Below are 16,089 nucleotides of genomic sequence, written 5' to 3'. Positions count from 1 at the left end.
ATCAAAGGAAATGAAATGACAAAAGCGATGGAAAACAAGACTGCGGCGATCACCGGGGCTGCATCGGGGATCGGGCTGGAATGCGCCCGTATCCTGATCGAAGAGGGCGCCCGGGTGGTGTTGATCGACCGCGCCGAGGACAGGTTGAACGCGATTTGCAAAGACTTGGGCGACAACGCCAAACCCCTTGTGATCGACCTTCTGGATGGGCCGCAGGTGTCGGCGATGGTGCCAAGGATCGAAGCCCTTGTTGGCCCGCTGGATATATTTCACGCCAACGCGGGGGCCTATGTGGGGGCGCCGCCGCCGAAGGAAACCCGGATGAATGGGACCGGGTGCTGAACCTGAACATCAACGCAGCGTTTCGGTGTGTTCAGGCCGTCCTGCCCGCAATGATCAAGCGTAAAACAGGCGATATCATATTTACCAGCTCGGTTGCCGGGGTCGTGCCCGTGGTGTGGGAGCCGATATACACCGCGTCGAAATTCGCGGTTCAGGCGTTTTTGCACACCACCCGCCGGCAGGTTTCGGAACACGGCATCCGCATGGGCGCCGTTCTCCCGGGGCCGGTGGTTACGGCATTGCTGGATGATTGGCCCAAGGAAAAGATGCAAGAGGCGCTTGCCAATGGATCGCTGATGCAACCGCGCGAGGTGGCCGAGGCGGTTCTTTTCATGCTGACCCGTCCGCGAGGTGTGGTGATCCGGGATATGGTGATTTTGCCGAACAGCGTCGATCTTTGAGCGGCGGGAAGGGAGAAACAGCATGACCGGATCTGACGCAACCGAATGCTATGTTCTGGGCATTGATGTGGGAACAGGCAGTGCCCGCGCCGGTGTGTTCACCTCTGATGGCCGGATGGTGGGGGCCGATACCTGCCCGACCACGATTCACCGCGACGGCGGCACCATCGTCGAACAATCCAGCGATGACATCTGGCAGGCCGTCATCAAATCCGTGCGCGGCGCTTTGGCGGCGTCGGGTGTGCGGGCCGAAAACATCAAAGGGATCGGCTTTGATGCGACATGTTCGCTTGTCGTTCTTGGGCCGGATGGCGCACCTTTGCCGGTGGGCGATCCGCAGCATTCCGAACGCAATATCATGGTGTGGATGGATCACCGCGCGCTGGATCAATCGGAACGGATCAACGCCAGCGGTCACCGGGTTCTTGACTATGTGGGCGGGCGCATTTCCCCCGAAATGGAGACGCCCAAGCTGCTCTGGCTCAAGGAAAACCGGCCAGAGGTGTTTGCCGATGCGTGGCAGTTCATGGACCTTACAGATTTTCTGACATGGCGCGCATCGGGCGATCTTGCACGTTCCATCTGCACCGTTACCTGCAAATGGACATATATGGCGCAAGAGGGCAGTTGGGATGCCGATTACTTCAAAACCGTGGGATTGGGCGACCTGGCCGACGAAGGATTTGCGCGGATCGGCACCAATATCGTTGCCGCAGGATCGGCCCTTGGTGACGGGCTGACCGCGCAGGCCGCAGCGGATTTCGGCCTTGTTGCTGGCACGCCGGTCGCCGCCGGACTGATTGATGCCCACGCAGGGGGTATCGGGTCGGTGGGGGCGCGGGGCGGCGGTGGGGCGCAGGCGAGATCTGGCCTATGTCTTTGGCACCTCGTCCTGCACCATGACCTCGACCAAGGAACCGGTCTTTGTTCCCGGGGTCTGGGGGCCGTATTATTCGGCGATGGTGCCGGGGCTGTGGCTGAACGAAGGGGGGCAATCGGCGGCGGGCGCGGCTATTGATCAGCTTCTTGAATTTCACCCCCATGCGCCTCAGGCCCGGGCACAGGCCGCGCGGGACGGGCAGCCCTTGCCTGTCTGGCTTGCCGGGCACGCCGAAATGCGTCTGGGCGGTGGTATCGATGCGGGTGCGTTGGCGGGCGGCATTCATGTGGTGCCGGAATTTCTTGGCAATCGCGCGCCCCACGCCGACCCCCATACCCGTGCTGTGATTGCAGGGTTGGGGATGGAGCGCGATCTCGATAGCCTGATCGCGCTTTATATCGCGGGGCTGTGTGGGATTGGCTATGGGTTGCGTCAGATTATAGAGGCGCAGGCCGCCGCAGGGGCGCGGACCGAACGGATTGTCATCAGCGGCGGTGCCGGGCGCAGTGCCATGATCCGGCAATTGTTGGCAGATTCAACGGGCATCGAAATCGCGGCCCCCGCAGCCGAGGAACCCGTCCTTTTGGGCGCTGGAATTCTGGGGAGCGTCGCCGGTGGGATTCACGGCAATATCCATCAAGCCATGGAAAAGATGTCGTCTTTTGACACCCGCTATGGACCACAGGCTGGACAGACGCGGGCGCTGCACGATTCCCGTTTCAGGATATTCGAACAGCTTCAAACTGTTGCCAGACATGCGGCACGCAATTGACGGTGCAAGACCGCGCCGCCCAACGCAGCCGATGCAATGATGGGCGTGCCCCCTTTGCCCGGATCAATCGGATATTTCACATTCGAGAATCCAGAAAAGATAGGCTAGACAGGGAAAACACGTCGGGAAAATCGGGATCAACATGACGCAAAACCGCCTTTTCAACCTCTGCGCGCGTGATCCTGACGAAACCCACCGTGCGTCAACACCGCTGGAGCTGATGTTCGACTTGGCGACGGTGATTGCGATTGCCGCCGCCGCGCACGGGCTGGCCCATGGGGTGGAAGAGGCCCACATCATGCAGGGTGTGATCGGGTTCATGTGCAGCTTTTTCATGATCTGGTGGGCCTGGATGAACTATACGTGGTTTGCCTCGGCTTATGATGACGGTTCGTCGGTCTTTCGCATTCTCACCATGGTCATCATGTTTGGGGCGCTGATGCTGGCGGCAGGTATCGGTGCGGTTTTCGCCCATGAACGGATCTGGCTGGCCCTTTTGGGGTTTATCGTCATGCAGAATCGGAATGGTGGTGCTTTGGCTGGGCGCGGCCAGAGGTGATCGAGGCCACCGTCCGACCGCCTTGCGGTATGCCGGGGGCATCACCGTGATGCAGATCTATTGGATCGGTCTGGTCGCGCTTGTTTTACCAACCTCGGCCATCTATCTGCCGCTGTTCGTTGTCGGGGTCGTTGGCGAACTGACCGTCCCGGCCTTTGCCGAACGTCACGGCGTCACCACATGGCATCGCCATCACATGATCGAACGCTATGGCCTGTTGAACATCATCGTTCTGGGCGAGACGTTCATCGCCATCACCTCGATGATCCAGCTTGAAAACGGCTCGGCGTTGCCTGATGCTGCCTTCCTCTGGCTGGCGGTCTTTTCGGCCATTATCGCATTCTCGCTCTGGGGTGTTTATTTTACCGAAGAAGAGCATCTGGCCAACGGCAGGCTTGGGCACGCGCTGCTTTGGGGGTACGGCCATGTCGCGCTTTTTGCGGCGGGTGCTGCGTCGGGGGCGGGCATGCTGGTCATGCTGAAAGTTCTTGACCATTCCGCCCATGTTGAACCGCGGGCCGGTCTTCTTGCCATTGCGATACCTGTTGCGATCTATCTGACGACGTTGTGGCTGATACGTGATCGGTTCTGTCTTGACGGTGCGGCGCGTTGGTTGTTGTTGGGCGTTGCGCTTTTGATCCTGATCGTGGGATTGACCGCACCGATGGGGTTGGAACTTATCGCCGCGATTCTGGTGCTGACCGTCTTGGTGCGCCGCGCGTTGAGCCAGCGAAAATCAGGTGATCCGGTCGTAAAGGCAGACCAACTCTAGGCGACATGATAGTGCACGGTCAGTCAGGCGCGAACCGGCCCTGATCCAAACGCCTGCGTTTCGCGTCTTGCACATCCTCGGGCGTCACGCGTTTCCCCGGCAGAACAGAAAATGCCGGTCGGGCCGACTTGTTCAGACTCGGGGTTTGACCGATTTCGCCATCAGACCTTTCCAGCGCCGCAATCATCAACGCGCCGCTCATTTGTCGTCGCACGTCTATTTTATCTCGGCTCGGTCAGCATCTTGATGTATCTATGGCCGTTGCAGGGGGCCTTTGAACAGGGCCGCGGACGGCGGCGCGTTTGTCCATGCTCTCTGACGTTCGCTTGGGCTGAGCAAGGCGCTGGTTCGGGTGCGCCCAGCGTAGCGGTGTCAATGACCGATGACCTGTTCCCGCGGCCTTCAGTGCAACCGCGCACGCACCTCATAGCCCACGATACTCTCCTCGCCCAATGCCCGCAGCGCCTCGAGCCGGTGATAGCCTTCGATGAGGACATACCCCTGCTTTCCCGCACGTACCGAGATCGGCGTGGTCTGGCCGTTTTCCAGCATGTCCTCGGCCAAAGCTGTCACCTTGGCCGGATCCAGGGTCTTTTTGCGTTTGACCGGCACTTGTATGTCGGCGATGGGAAGGGAATGTTTGACGGGCATGGCGCGATCCTGCACCGCATCGGTGCAATACACCACCCCCAAATGCCGAAAAGCGGTTGACAGCGCCCGCCACCTGACTAAAAGCCGGGGTTCAGGAATTCCATCGGGTCGCGCCCCTGCGTCGGCCTGTTGTTGAGGAGAGACCAAATGGCCAAGCCAACCACCATCAAGATCCGTCTCAACTCGACGGCTGACACCGGCCACTTTTACGTGACCAAGAAAAACGCGCGGACCATGACCGAAAAGATGGTCGTAAACAAATACGACCCCGTCGCGCGCAAGCATGTCGAGTACAAGGAAGGCAAGATCAAGTAAGCCTTTCGACAGTTCGATGAAAAAGCCGTGTGGGACATCCCGCACGGCTTTTTCGTTTCGGTTTACGCGATTGCGATTCTGGGGGTGTCAGCAGGGGATCCGCAGGGCGTCGGCTCGCCATGCATGGTCATTGATCAATGTCATATAGACCCCGATCTGGCGACTCTCCGGCCGTTCCGTGGGGCATTGTGCGTTTTGCGGAACGCGAAATGACCTGTCAAACCAAAAACATCAGCCGGTCGTCGTTCAGGAGCGCGATTTTTCTCCAAACCCCTATGGACACCCCGCCCGCGCCCGACTAGAACGCAACAGCCCCGGCGGGGCAGATGGAAACATCTGAAACCGCCTTTCCGTGCCCGGGTAGCTCAGGGGTAGAGCAGTGGATTGAAAATCCTCGTGTCGGTGGTTCGATTCCGCCCCCGGGCACCACTTCAAAGCTAACTTCAAGCAAAAAAGTTATTGATTTGAAGGGGTTATTCCCTTGATTTTCGGTTGCGGACAGGGCGTCGTTTTCGCCTTAAAGTTGCGTGTTCCTCGTGTTTTCGGAAAAGGAACACTTTAGGCATGGCAAAAACATGGCAAAAACTGCTTCGCGCGGGTGCTGGTTTACATCAAGAGAATAAGGGCGTGGTGGCGTTCGCGTCATGAGGCTGACGAACCGGGAAGATTTTTTGCCACGTTTTGCCATGTCTTGCTTAGTTCGGCTGACGCCGACAGGCCACCAAGTAGACATTTCACGCACAACGGATTCGATGTTCCACTTTGGTTCTCATGGGTGTATTTGCTGACCTAGGGTGAGGAACAGGACAAGGAGTCGAGGGATGGCATTAGAACAGATTGGCGAGATATTGGCTTAGCGTCCACCGCGTTGGGCCTCACGGGGCAAGCGGCATCGCTGACAGAACAAATTCAGGGGCAGTTGGCGAAGAAAGGTGGGCCGGACAATGAGAAGGTCGCGTCCCTTCTGAATGGTCTTGCCGTCGAGTTGACTTCCGCGAATGTGATGAACGCAAAGCTAAGTGAAGCCGTCCGTGGTCTAAGCCAACAGTTGCAGCGCGAAGACGACTTTGAAAAAGAGAAGGCCAGATACGAATTGTTTGAAACAGGCGAAGGGGCGCTGGTCTATCGTCTTCGGGAAGACATGACGGAAGGACAGCCGATGCACTACGTTTGTCCGGTATGTCTCAATCGGGATAAGCTGTTTAGCTTCATCACCGGCGATAAGGGGATTAAGTATTGTCAGGCAGATAGCCACCATATGTTTCTCTTCAACCATACCCTCGCGCAGCAACCCCAGCGGCGCAGGGGGATTGTTGTTTAGAGCGGATTCAGGCGCTTCTGTCTGGCGAGACTATGAAGAGGGTCCACACGTCCCGGTCGATCACATAGCCAGGGGCGCGGCCCATGAACGGGAAGTCGATACCTTGTTTGCGCGCTCTATCAGCCATTGTGGAAAAAGCTATGTAGGTGTGGTTGCCGTCCACTATCTCAGCCGCATTGTCGCCAAAGTTTTCGCAAACCAAGATCGGCTTGACGTTTCCGGTTTCGAGGATCGTTTCAATATGGCGCAAGTCCACGCGTTTGTGCGCTAGCATGTCGGCCACCTTGCTAGCGTCAATCTCAACAGCGACGATTTCCTTGTTCGCTTCCGCCCATTTTCGGAGAGAAGCAACGTCAAGCTGCCGTTTGACGCCATTTTCATCGTGGTAGCTGAACACTTGTGATTTCACGCGGCGTGTCTGCTTTGCAGCCTTTCGTGCGGAGTGATTGCGTTGTTGTCGTGTGGACATATCGCCGCCCCCGCTACACCGGCAACGTGGCGATGTATGCTTCGGCTTCCCCGCGCGTCCCGAATGGATGGTCGCTGTCCACATGCTCTTTCACGGTCCCGCCGACTTCGTGGATCGTGACCACTTGCCAGAAGGTGGTGGTTTCGCCGTCAGGCGTCTTCTTTTCTATGCGGCGGGCTTCATAGTAGGTCATTGCGCGTCCTTCGGTTGCCTGGTTGGTTAGGTTAGCTAATGCCCCGTGAGACTGGGCAATGCCTCTTCCGGTGGCAGTGTGTCGAGGTCGTCAGCGATTGTCCTTAGCAGTTCCGCGACGTATGCGAAACTATAGCCTTCCGCGACAAGGCGATGGGCCAGGGCAGCAATGCGCGTTAGCGAATGGTCGTCTATGTGGTCAATGTCGGGAAGCATTGCGACTCCATCAAGTGAGTTTTATCATGAAGATAATAAGTATTGCGAATCAATGGTTTATGGGAATTTTGATACAGCTTTTTTGGTTTTGGAATCAAGGTAGGCTGACATGCCTGCCGGTCGGTGTGGCGGGTTCTTACAGCTACTGTGGCACTGTTTCCAGATTGGGGGTAATCCCCCTTGGAGCCTCATATTTTTTCTAATCAAGGGGTTGGTCGAGGGTAAGCCATAGGCTGTCAGAGGCGCTAGGAAGCCCGCTGACGCGGGCCTTCGCTGTCTGGGCGTGTGGGTGTGTCGGGTGCGCCCCTACACGCCCCGGCGCGTCAGCGCCTTCCCTACCGCGACGTGAGACACCTTGAACCCGTGGCGCGCTTCGACGGTGGCAGCAATCGCCCGGAGTGAATGACCTTCGGCCTTGAGCGTGACCATGGTATCTATCGCCTCTTGTTCGGCGGCAATGGGTGTCAGCATGGCACCACGGCCTTCCCCTTCCTTTTTGTATCCGAATGGTGCGGTGCCGCCGATGTGTCCGCCCTTGGCGCGCTTGGCGGCGCGACCTTCGGTCATGCGTTCGCGTATCAGGTCGCGTTCAAATTCCGCCACCATGGACAGGATTCCCATAAGCAGCTTGGACGTTCCGTTTGCGGTTACAGGGTCAGCCCCGAAGGCCACGATGATAAGGTCTATCCCTTGATCCTGCCATTCTTTCACGGTGTTGAGCGCGTCAGCGGCGGAACGGAATAGGCGGTCAATCTTGGCGGCGATCACGGTATCCCCGGCCTTGAGCGCAGCGACCATTTCCCGGCCCGCTGGACGGCTGGCAAGGGGGATGGCCCCGGAGATACCAGCGTCGGTGTAGATGCGGTCTACCGTCAGCCCAGCGATTGTGGCGACGGCTTCGATCTTCCGGGCTTGTTCGTCCAGTGACGTGTTGTCCGCCTGGTCCGCTGTGGACACTCGGGTGATACCATAGACCGCCATTTTCAACTCCGATCATTACCGATTTGTTACCCTCTTTCGATACAAGAGACTTACAGATTCTGGAAGCCTCTTATAAGGGGTTTACAGATTGGCGGTGAAAATAGATTCCTTGACTGGTGCGGCGATCTGGACCCAGGCGGAACAGGTCGATTCGGGTCATAAGTGCTGATCTAAATTCCCGATTTACGGGGTTCTTCCAGGGGCGCGTCAGTGCCGGATGGATTGTTACAGTTCTGTAACATTTCGTGAGGTTTTGGTTGATAAGGTATTTTGATACCGTCCCGCGTTCCACGGCCACCAGAATGGATCAGAACGGCGGATCGTCAAGCGTTCGTAGTCGCCGGGAATGGTGCGTGCATTGGCGAAAGTTGAGGGTCGATTGACAATGAAAGCGCGGCGATTCGTCCGCGTTTCTATGAAAGGCCCGAACCATGGCTGAAGACGAAGATTTCACCCCTGAAGAATGGAAGACGTTGCGTCGAATGTTGAAAGAGTTTGATCGGAACAATCTCAAAACGGCGCAGGAAAGGGCGGCGCGTTTGACGAAAGACCTAATGCGGTATGGTTCCCCCGGACGGCAATAAGACGGGGTGTTCAAGAGGGGGCGACATGCAACGTGCGCTCCCCCGCCAGCCCACAACGCCCCGTGGGCTGGAACGCCGCTAAACGCCCTTATTTCATTGGTTCGCAGCGCCAGCCCACACAACCCACACGTTTTTGACCCCCTCTTCTTTATGGCCGGGGGACACACACACCCTCTCCTTGGCCTGTTTCGGTGGTGTGTGTCCCTTCATAGATTCTTCTATACCCCTAAAATGTTGTGGGTTGTGTGGGCTAGAGTAATAGAGTGAGTAAAACAAGGGGCTTGAGGCCATTTCTAGCCCACAAGCGCCTTGTGGGTTGGTGTGGGCAAATGCTGCTGACGCAGCCCTCAACCATCAACAACCCGCCCGTAACGTCGTTCGATCTCACCCACCACCATCACGCGCGGCGGAAATTCAATCCATCGTTCGTTCCGGTTGTCTTTGGCAACAATCGTCCCCTGTCCGGTGGACACCGAAGCCCAACCGCCGATCTCTTCCCCGAACAGCGAGTGCATGATTTTCACCGGGTCGCTGTCGTCCGCGTTCCGGCTGTCGTCCTTGTGTGTGAGATACGCCCGCAGACCCGCTTTCGGCAGACGCATCGGCCCGTCCTCAAGGTCGAAGGTTACAAGTTCATCTTCCACGCTCAATGTAACCTGTCCATTCTCGAAAATGTTCATCAACGCCCGTTGTGCGGGGCGAAGCGACTGATAGCCCATGGCGTCACGTTCCGGCGTCGAAGGTGCAAGGCGAACGTCATTCCACGTCAGCCCCAGACGTTCCGGGGTCAGTTCAAGAAGCCAATTCAACATCCCCGACATTTCATCCCCCGCAATCGCGGCGTGAACCTCGTTCCAGTAGGTCGAATCCCCCCGGCGCGCTTCGGATACCTTCAACACACACCACCGGCGTTCCGACCCGTTCCCTTCGATGTTCACGACGAAGTTGGAATTGGAGTCGAAGAACAGGCGCACATAGCTGGGAACCTGTTCGACCGACAATCCCTTGGACTCGGCGGCGATGGTTTCGGACGTGACCAGCGATTTCAACTCACGGGCCACGCGCGGATCACCGGCAAATGCGGCTTCCGTGCAGACGGCGCAGATGGTCGTCGCAAGATGTTCCCCGGCAAAACGCCCTGTGACGTGTTCGCTCTTTTCCAATGTCCGGCAATGGGGTGCGGTCAAGCGGTCCAGGATCAGCCCCATGGTTGATTTCCCGGACCCTCCGGCACCATGCAGGACAAGGGCCGTCCCCGGCTTTTCACCGGGTCGCTGGACCATATGCGCCAGCCAAAGCAGCAACCAACGCCACACCTTCACGCGTCCGCCGCACACGATCTGAAACAGGAAACGTGCGATCAGCGGACAATCCACGTCCAACGGTTCCAGCGTCCGCCCGTAATACATATTGAAATCGTTCGGTCCTGCTGACGCAGGCCACGGCGCGAAGACGATCCCGCTCTTCCTTTTCGCCGTCTCGATAAATTCCTTCGCAGGGTTCACCAGACTCGCCCCTTCACCGGACCCCACGACAACCTTCCGGTCCTCGTGAAACATCCTGAAATCCTCAAGCGACTGCACCACGATCACGCTTTTCAAAGTCTGGCCACGGTCCCGCAATGCCTCAAGGTCCGGCTTCCGCACCACCTTGAATTTCCCGTTCACGTCCGCCAGGACGTAGCGGTGGCCAAGGGTGGCTAATGCCTCTTGCATGGTGTCCCCAAGCGGTTCCGCAATGTCCATGCTCGTGTTGAACGGGGTGCCGGATTCAATCAGTTCCTGCGCCTCGTGACGGCGTTCCGACTCGGCGGTGGCCGCGTGAGCGGCGCGCATCGCCCGCAGACGGTCGGCCCCTGCTTTCTTCAACCGCTTCGCCGTATTCCCGTCGAAGTGGCCCTTCACCAGTCCATCCAGCATGTCCACGGCCTTCGTGCGGTTCCCGGCCCACTCAACGCCCGCATAGAGCGCGGCTGTGAATCGGCATGCGAAATTGCCCCACTTAGGTGGGTTATGAGCGAGTAAAATTGACCCACCTGTTTCGTTAACATCGGCGCTTCAAGTGCGGAGGGAAGAGCAGGTGTTATTGATGGAAAGTGTATCGAAGATCCGTCTGTGGGTGCTGGTTGAAGGGCGCAGTATCCGGTCTGTTGCGCGGGCGACGGGATTATCGCGCAACACGATCAAGAAGTATCTGAAGGATGAGAGCCCGCCGAGCTACCAGCGCCAAGCCCCGCCGGTTCGGCACAAACTGTGCAACGGGTTTGATCTTCGGCTTCAGGAGCTGTTCGAGCAGGACCAGAAGCGACCACGCCGGGAACGGCGAACGGCCGTGAGGCTTTACGAGCAGCTTGTCTCGGAAGGTTATCCTGGTTCCTATTCGCCGGTTCAGCGATTTGTCCGCGATCTGAAGCAGGCCGGTGCCGGTTCGGGCGAGGCTTTTATCCCGCTTTATTTTGCGGCAGGTGACGCGCTGCAATTTGACTGGAGCGAGGAACGGGTTGTCCTGGGCGGTGTCGAGCGATCGGTGAAGGTTGCCCACTTCCGCCTGTGCCATAGTCGCAAGCCCTTTGTCGTCGCCTATCCCGGCGAAGCCCAGGAGATGGTGCTGGATGCCTTTGTGCGGGCGTTGTCCTTCTACGGCGGGGTCCCGCGACGGGGTGAACATCGACCCACCGAAGGTGGCAAACCGTCCGGGGGACGGTTTGAGATGTGAACGGGCGGAGCCCCGGGATCATCGACAATCCCAAAACGATGGTGACCTATGTCTCCCGCTCGAAGGATCGGATATTCCATCCGCGGTTCCTCGCGTTGATGAACCACTATGTCATGGAGCCGCCGTCCATTGGGCTTGAACCAATGGCGCCCTTCTGGACGGCCCTGCCCCCCGCGTCGGGCTGGGAGAAGGGTCAGGTCGAGAACCAGGTCCAGTTTTTGCGAGGCCGGTTGTTTGCCCCAATGCCAGCCTTCGATGATCTGGATGGGCTGAACGACTGGTTGCGCCTGCGCTGCGAGGAGCTGGCAAATCGCGCTCATCCTGAACATTCGACCCGCACGGTTGCAGAGGTTTTTGAAGATGAACGCGCCGGGCTGCGCCCCCTGGGGCGGGCTTTTGATGGCTATGTGGAGAAGACGGTGCGTGTCCGTTCCACCTGCCTGGTTCAATATGCCAGCAATCGCTACAGCGTGCCGTCCCGGTTTGCAGGCCAGCATGTCTCCTTGCGCGCCTATGCGGGCCGGATCGTGCTGGTGTCAGGCCAGGATGTCATTGCCGAACACAGGCGCCGCTTTACCCGCAACGTCAGCTACTTTGAACCGTGGCATTACGTTCCTCTGCTGGACCGCAAACCCGGCGCCTTGCGCAACGGGGCACCCTTCGTGGACTGGCAACTGCCCGATGCCATGCATCGGATCAGGGAACATTACATGGCCGGCAAAGGTGGGGATCGGGAGTTTGTCGATCTGCTTCTGCTGGCCCAGGATCACCGGATCGAGGTCGTCGAGATTGCGTGTGATCTGGCGGTGGAGCAAAACACCCTGCGCCTGCCCGCCATCATCAACCTGATTAACCAGCTGGTCGAGCCGGTCATCACCTCCTTGAGCGAAACATACGTCTATCCACAGCTGACCCTGCGCCCGGAGGCCGATTGTAAGCGCTATGAAACGCTGTGCTCGGCAGAGGGGGCCGTCATATGAACGCTCTCATTGATCAACTGACCGCCCTGAGGCTGCATGGAATGGCAGCTTGCGCACATGATTTGCTGTCCGCGCGCAAGCCGCCCAGTCTGACCACAGCGATAAAGCAACTGATCGACGCAGAAACTGTAGAGCGCCGGGTGCGCTCCATCTATTAGCTGACAGGCGATGCTTTGCATCGCCGAGAGGCCAGTATCAAATGCGCATCGCGAAGTTCCCGCATCACAAGGACTTCGCCACCTTCGATTACGGCGCGGCAGCCGTCACCAAGGCCCGGATCGAGCCCTTCTGCTCGGGCCAGTTTACCGAAGAGGCACACAACCTCATCCTGGTGGGTGGAACCGGAACAGGCAAAACCCACATCGCCATCGCGCTTGGAACCGCCTTGATCAACAACGGCAAAAAGGCCCGCTTCTTCAACGCGGTCGATCTGATCAATGCCCTCCCTCTCATGCATGTAAACATGCACTGCCGGGCAGTGGATCAAGGAACAGGCCGATGGCAACGCCGGGAAGATCATCCGGCAACTGTCGGCCCTGGATTGCGCCATCATCGACGAGTTGGGCTACATCCCCTTCCCGAAATCCGGCGGCGCACTGCTGTTCCACCTGATCAGCAAGCTCTACGAGAAAACCAGCGTCATCATCACCACCAATCTGGAGTTCGGGGAATGGGTCGCTGTCTTCGGCCCCTCTCATCGCTGCAAGCAGCGACTGCCGGGCAGTGGATGCCAAGATGACAACCGCGCTGCTGGACCGCGTCACGCACTGACCTGCCCCCCGGTCGTCCCTCATTCATAACGAGAGTCCTTGGGTTTGATAGTCGTCGATTTCGGGTGTGGCAAGCGCGCCGGGCGCGGTGCCATCATGTAGGTCAAGCGCCCGGCGCGCTTCTGCTGGGGTCTTGTTGCCGAGCGATGAGTGTGGCCTGACGTTGTTGTAATCGTAGCGCCAGAGGGCCAGCGTTCGGCGGGCATCTGCCAAGGTGTCGAAGATCTCTTCGTTCAGGCATTCATCGCGGAGGCTGCCGTTGAATGACTCGATGTAGCCGTTCTGCTGCGGCTTGCCGGGATCGATGTAATGCCACTCGACCTTGTTGTCGTTTGCCCATTTCAGGATCGCTTTGCTGGTAAACTCGGTGCCATTGTCCGAGACAATGCAGGCGGGCCTCCCATAGATCCGGACCAGCGCATCCAACTCCCGTGCGACCCTGGCCCCGGAGATGCTCGTGTCCGGGACCAGGCATAGGTTTTCGCGGCAGCAATCGTCGTTCACAGCCAGGATGCGGAATTTGCGACAGGCTCCGAAGGTGTCGGACAGGAAGTCCAAGGACCAGCGCTGGTTCGGGCGCAATGGCACTGGCATCGGTGTGCGGCTGCCTCGCGCCCGTTTCCGGCCTCTACGGCGGCGCACTGACAGACCCTCTTCCCGGTAAATTCGGTAAAGTTTCTTTTCGTTCATAATCATGCCCACGCGCTCCAGCAGGACGCCAATGCGCCGGTAACCGAACCGGCGCCGTTTCTCAGCAATCTTGTTCATTTCCAGGCGGACCTCCGGATTATCGGGCGATCTTTCGCGCCGCACGGTCTTGGGATCGACACCGATCAGGACGCAGACCCGGCGTTGAGAGATCGGATGATCCCGCATCGCCCGCAGCGCTGCGTCCCGCCGTTGCATCGGCGTCGTCAGGGCTTTCCCAGGAGATCCTTCAGCACAACATTGTCCAGCATGACATCTGCCACTAGGCGTTTCAGCTTCGCGTTCTCATCCTCGAGCTGCTTCAGCCGCTTAGCATCGGACAAATCCATCCCGCCATACTTGGCCTTCAGCTTGTAGAACGTCGCAGGGCTCAGGCCATGCTTCCGGCACAGATCAGCGGTTGGCAAACCAGCCTCCTGCTCTTTGATCATCCCGATTATCTGCGCATCGGTAAAACGGCTTTTCCTCATCTCGTCTGCTCCTTCAGGTTGGGCAGACTCTACATCAGATTGAGGGAACTTCCGGGGGGCAGGTCAGCACCACTGCGCCATCATCGAGACCGGCAATACGTCATACCGCTTCGCGCAGAGCAAAAGCCGCAGAGAAGAATAACCGCACCGCAAGCAAAGCCCACAGACGGACTCGCTATATGAGGGCGGCCCGCCTGAGGGCTTTGCCTCCCAATAGGCGGGTCAAAATCAAATGCTGAAACCGGGTCAGTTTTGAACGCTCATTGACAACAGAGCTGAAGAACCGTGGGCTGCAAGATATCCTGATTGCGGTCGTAGACGGTCTCAAGGGCTTCCCTGATGCCATCACCGCAGCCTTTCCGGACACAGCCGTGCAAACGTGCATTGTCCATCTCGTGCGCCACTCGCTGAACTTCTGTGCCTGGAAAGATCGCAAGGAGGTGGCGGCTGACCTGCGGCGGATTTACAGTGCCCCTACAGCCGAGCAAGCCGGCGACGCGTTGGATGCCTTCGAGGAAAAGTGGGCCAGCAAATATGCGTCGATCGCCCCCGCCTGGTGCAGGGCTTGGCAAGAGGTAATACCGTTCTTTGCCTTTGATCCGTTCGGCGCTACAAACGATCCCCCGGATCGTTTGCTTCACGCTTGAACTCCGGAAAATCATCTACACCACCAACGCAATTGAAAGCTTGAACCGGGTAATCCGCAAATCGATCAAGACGCGAGGATCGTTCCCAACCGAAGACGCAGCCACGAAGCTGATCTACTTGGCGATCCGCAACTTTGAGAAAGGCGGCCGGAATGTTCGAGAATGGTTTGCGGCTCGCAATCATTTCGCCATAATGTTCGAGGATCGCTTCAATGCGTGACTGTATCTGAAACCCGCATGGGCCAGGCCAGATACACAAAGTTCATGACACTCCCCTACCGCACCACGAACTGGTCTGACTACAACGCTGCGCTCAGAAAGCGCGGATCGCTGCTGATCCGGGTGGACAAGGAGATGGCCTGGGCTCGCACCGCATGAGGGGCGCCTCGGGCGCCCGCCGGTCTTTTCGAACGCTGCGATCCAAGTCTGCCTGTCGATCAAGGTGCTGTTCAAGCTGCCGCTGAGACAAACCGCGGGAATGGTCGCCAGCCTCTTGCGACTGGCCGGGCTGGACTGGCCAGTCCCTGACTATTCTACCTTGTGCCGGAGGCAGAAGACCTTGGCCGTCCAAATCCCCTACCGCCGTGCCGACGGGCCGCTCAACCTGCTCGTCCCCTCTCGCGACATCACTGCGTGATGCACTGCCGGGCAGTGGACAGCACCGGGATCAAGTTCCTCGGCGATGGTGAGTGGCAGGTTCGCAAGCACGGGGTGCAGGGCCGACGGCGAGCCATGTCGCGCCATCGGTCCGAGCGACGATGGCGAGCGGCGCAAGGTCCATCTGGCCATGGATACTGCCACGTCCGACATCCGCGCCGTCGAATTCACTCCCAGCCGCGACGGCGACAGCCCAGTGCTGCCAGACCTGCTCGACCAGATCCCGGAGGGCGAACCGATCGGCACTGTAGCCGCCCCTCTCGGCCGATTGCTCCGCAATCGCCTGCCGGGCAATGGACGGGGCATATGACACGCGCCGTTGCCATTCCGCCATCATCGAGCGAGATGCCGTTCCGATCATTCCGATCCGCAAGAACGGGCGGGAGTGGAAAGAAGACTGCCCGGCAGCAAGGTCTCGAAACGAGACCCCGCGAGCCCACCCGGCACTATGGCAGGGCGTTCTGGAAACGCTGGACTGGATACCACGCCCGCAGCCGGATCGAGGCAAAGATGCGCTGCCTCAAGGCATTCGGCGAACGCATCGCCGCACGAGATCCCGACCGACAGACCGCCGAAATCCACATCCGCATCGCCCTCATGACCCGCTTCAACGCCCTCGGTACCGCCGAGATCGTTCGCGTCGCATGACGTCAGTGGGGAAAGGGGGAGGTCACGCCTCAAGCGTGA

The 16,089-nt window shown here is 58.7% G+C and carries 15 protein-coding genes, 1 tRNA gene and 5 pseudogenes; 15 read left to right on the top strand and 6 right to left on the bottom strand.

Features of this window, described 5'->3' with window-relative positions:
- Positions 1-15: 15 nt before the first annotated feature.
- From AC0L7P_RS00105 to AC0L7P_RS00090, 4 genes and pseudogenes are all read left to right on the top strand, one after another.
- Positions 16-743, top strand: a pseudogene (locus tag AC0L7P_RS00105) (SDR family oxidoreductase).
- A 22-nt stretch (positions 744-765) separates the two neighbouring features.
- Positions 766-2,395, top strand: a pseudogene (locus AC0L7P_RS00100) (FGGY-family carbohydrate kinase).
- Between the two features lie 142 nt (positions 2,396-2,537).
- Positions 2,538-2,954, top strand: a complete 417-nt coding sequence (locus AC0L7P_RS00095) for a low temperature requirement protein A (protein WP_473433969.1) — start codon at positions 2,538-2,540, stop codon at positions 2,952-2,954.
- On the top strand, positions 2,920-3,726 hold the full coding sequence (locus AC0L7P_RS00090; RefSeq protein ID WP_473433968.1) for a low temperature requirement protein A: 807 nt from the start codon (positions 2,920-2,922) through the stop codon (positions 3,724-3,726). Before AC0L7P_RS00095 ends, AC0L7P_RS00090 begins: the two co-directional genes overlap by 35 nt.
- A 402-nt stretch (positions 3,727-4,128) precedes the next feature.
- Here AC0L7P_RS00090 and AC0L7P_RS00085 read toward each other — a convergent pair whose 3' ends face one another.
- Entirely contained in the window at positions 4,129-4,377 is a 249-nt protein-coding gene (locus AC0L7P_RS00085) for a ParB N-terminal domain-containing protein (protein WP_473433967.1), read from the bottom strand.
- Positions 4,378-4,524: 147 nt separating this feature from the next.
- On the opposite strand from AC0L7P_RS00085, the gene rpmG reads away from it, so the two are divergent.
- The 3 genes from rpmG (at position 4,525) to AC0L7P_RS00070 (ending at position 6,013) form a co-directional block, all read left to right on the top strand.
- Positions 4,525-4,692: a 50S ribosomal protein L33 gene (gene rpmG / locus AC0L7P_RS00080; protein ID WP_108482833.1), complete on the top strand. Its 168-nt coding sequence runs from the start codon at positions 4,525-4,527 to the stop codon at positions 4,690-4,692.
- 354 nt (positions 4,693-5,046) lie between these two features.
- Positions 5,047-5,121, top strand: a tRNA-Phe gene (locus tag AC0L7P_RS00075).
- Between the two features lie 439 nt (positions 5,122-5,560).
- Entirely contained in the window at positions 5,561-6,013 is a 453-nt protein-coding gene (locus AC0L7P_RS00070) for a hypothetical protein (RefSeq protein WP_473433966.1), read from the top strand.
- Between the two features lie 7 nt (positions 6,014-6,020).
- Here the strand turns inward: AC0L7P_RS00070 and AC0L7P_RS00065 are convergent, their stop codons facing one another.
- From AC0L7P_RS00065 to AC0L7P_RS00055, 3 genes are all read right to left on the bottom strand, one after another.
- Entirely contained in the window at positions 6,021-6,482 is a 462-nt protein-coding gene (locus AC0L7P_RS00065) for a hypothetical protein (protein WP_473433965.1), read from the bottom strand.
- A gap of 13 nt (positions 6,483-6,495) precedes the next feature.
- On the bottom strand, positions 6,496-6,675 hold the full coding sequence (locus AC0L7P_RS00060) for a hypothetical protein (RefSeq protein WP_473433964.1): 180 nt from the start codon (positions 6,673-6,675) through the stop codon (positions 6,496-6,498).
- Between the two features lie 521 nt (positions 6,676-7,196).
- Positions 7,197-7,871 carry a recombinase family protein gene (locus AC0L7P_RS00055; RefSeq protein ID WP_473433963.1) on the bottom strand — a complete coding sequence of 225 codons (675 nt, stop codon included), beginning with the start codon at positions 7,869-7,871 and terminating at the stop codon, positions 7,197-7,199.
- Positions 7,872-8,302: 431 nt separating this feature from the next.
- Here AC0L7P_RS00055 and AC0L7P_RS00050 point away from each other — a divergent pair, with 431 nt between their 5' ends.
- Positions 8,303-8,455, top strand: coding sequence for a hypothetical protein (locus AC0L7P_RS00050; protein ID WP_473433962.1), 153 nt, complete (start codon positions 8,303-8,305; stop codon positions 8,453-8,455).
- 347 nt (positions 8,456-8,802) lie between these two features.
- Here the strand turns inward: AC0L7P_RS00050 and AC0L7P_RS00045 are convergent, their stop codons facing one another.
- A complete protein-coding gene (locus AC0L7P_RS00045) occupies positions 8,803-10,374 on the bottom strand; it encodes a primase-helicase family protein (RefSeq protein WP_473435500.1) in 1,572 nt (523 codons plus the stop codon).
- A 169-nt stretch (positions 10,375-10,543) separates the two neighbouring features.
- Between AC0L7P_RS00045 and istA the strand changes: the two genes are divergently transcribed.
- The 5 genes and pseudogenes from istA to AC0L7P_RS00020 all read left to right on the top strand — a co-directional run bounded on the left by istA (position 10,544) and on the right by AC0L7P_RS00020 (position 12,950).
- The gene (gene istA, locus AC0L7P_RS00040; RefSeq protein WP_473432712.1) at positions 10,544-11,170 is read left to right on the top strand and encodes an IS21 family transposase; all 627 of its coding nucleotides are present in this window, start codon (positions 10,544-10,546) and stop codon (positions 11,168-11,170) included.
- The gene (locus AC0L7P_RS00035) at positions 11,167-12,150 is read left to right on the top strand and encodes a Mu transposase domain-containing protein (protein ID WP_473432711.1); all 984 of its coding nucleotides are present in this window, start codon (positions 11,167-11,169) and stop codon (positions 12,148-12,150) included. Before istA ends, AC0L7P_RS00035 begins: the two co-directional genes overlap by 4 nt.
- Complete coding sequence (locus AC0L7P_RS00030; RefSeq protein ID WP_197422327.1) at positions 12,147-12,308, top strand: hypothetical protein; 162 nt, start codon at positions 12,147-12,149, stop codon at positions 12,306-12,308. Before AC0L7P_RS00035 ends, AC0L7P_RS00030 begins: the two co-directional genes overlap by 4 nt.
- 41 nt (positions 12,309-12,349) lie before the next feature.
- A pseudogene (locus AC0L7P_RS00025) lies at positions 12,350-12,544 on the top strand (ATP-binding protein); the annotation flags it as partial.
- Between the two features lie 88 nt (positions 12,545-12,632).
- Entirely contained in the window at positions 12,633-12,950 is a 318-nt protein-coding gene (locus tag AC0L7P_RS00020) for an ATP-binding protein (protein ID WP_473435401.1), read from the top strand.
- On the opposite strand, the gene AC0L7P_RS00015 is transcribed toward AC0L7P_RS00020, so the two are convergent.
- Positions 12,945-14,098 (bottom strand): IS3 family transposase gene (locus AC0L7P_RS00015; protein ID WP_473432659.1). Its coding sequence is split into 2 segments (ribosomal slippage): positions 12,945-13,849 and positions 13,849-14,098, totalling 1,155 coding nucleotides; the frame shifts between segments, so codons are not numbered across the junction. The two genes, AC0L7P_RS00020 and AC0L7P_RS00015, sit on opposite strands and share 6 nt — an antisense overlap.
- A 272-nt stretch (positions 14,099-14,370) precedes the next feature.
- Here AC0L7P_RS00015 and AC0L7P_RS00010 point away from each other — a divergent pair.
- Positions 14,371-14,965: pseudogene (locus tag AC0L7P_RS00010) on the top strand (IS256 family transposase); the annotation flags it as partial.
- Positions 14,966-15,009: 44 nt separating this feature from the next.
- Positions 15,010-16,050, top strand: a pseudogene (locus tag AC0L7P_RS00005) (IS5 family transposase).
- The last annotated feature ends 39 nt before the right edge of the window (positions 16,051-16,089 follow it).

It is taken from the genome of Oceaniglobus sp. K40-3, from assembly GCF_055808395.1.
The sequence above is the reverse complement of the archived record's forward strand: the minus strand, read 5'-3'. Positions and strand labels throughout refer to the sequence as shown.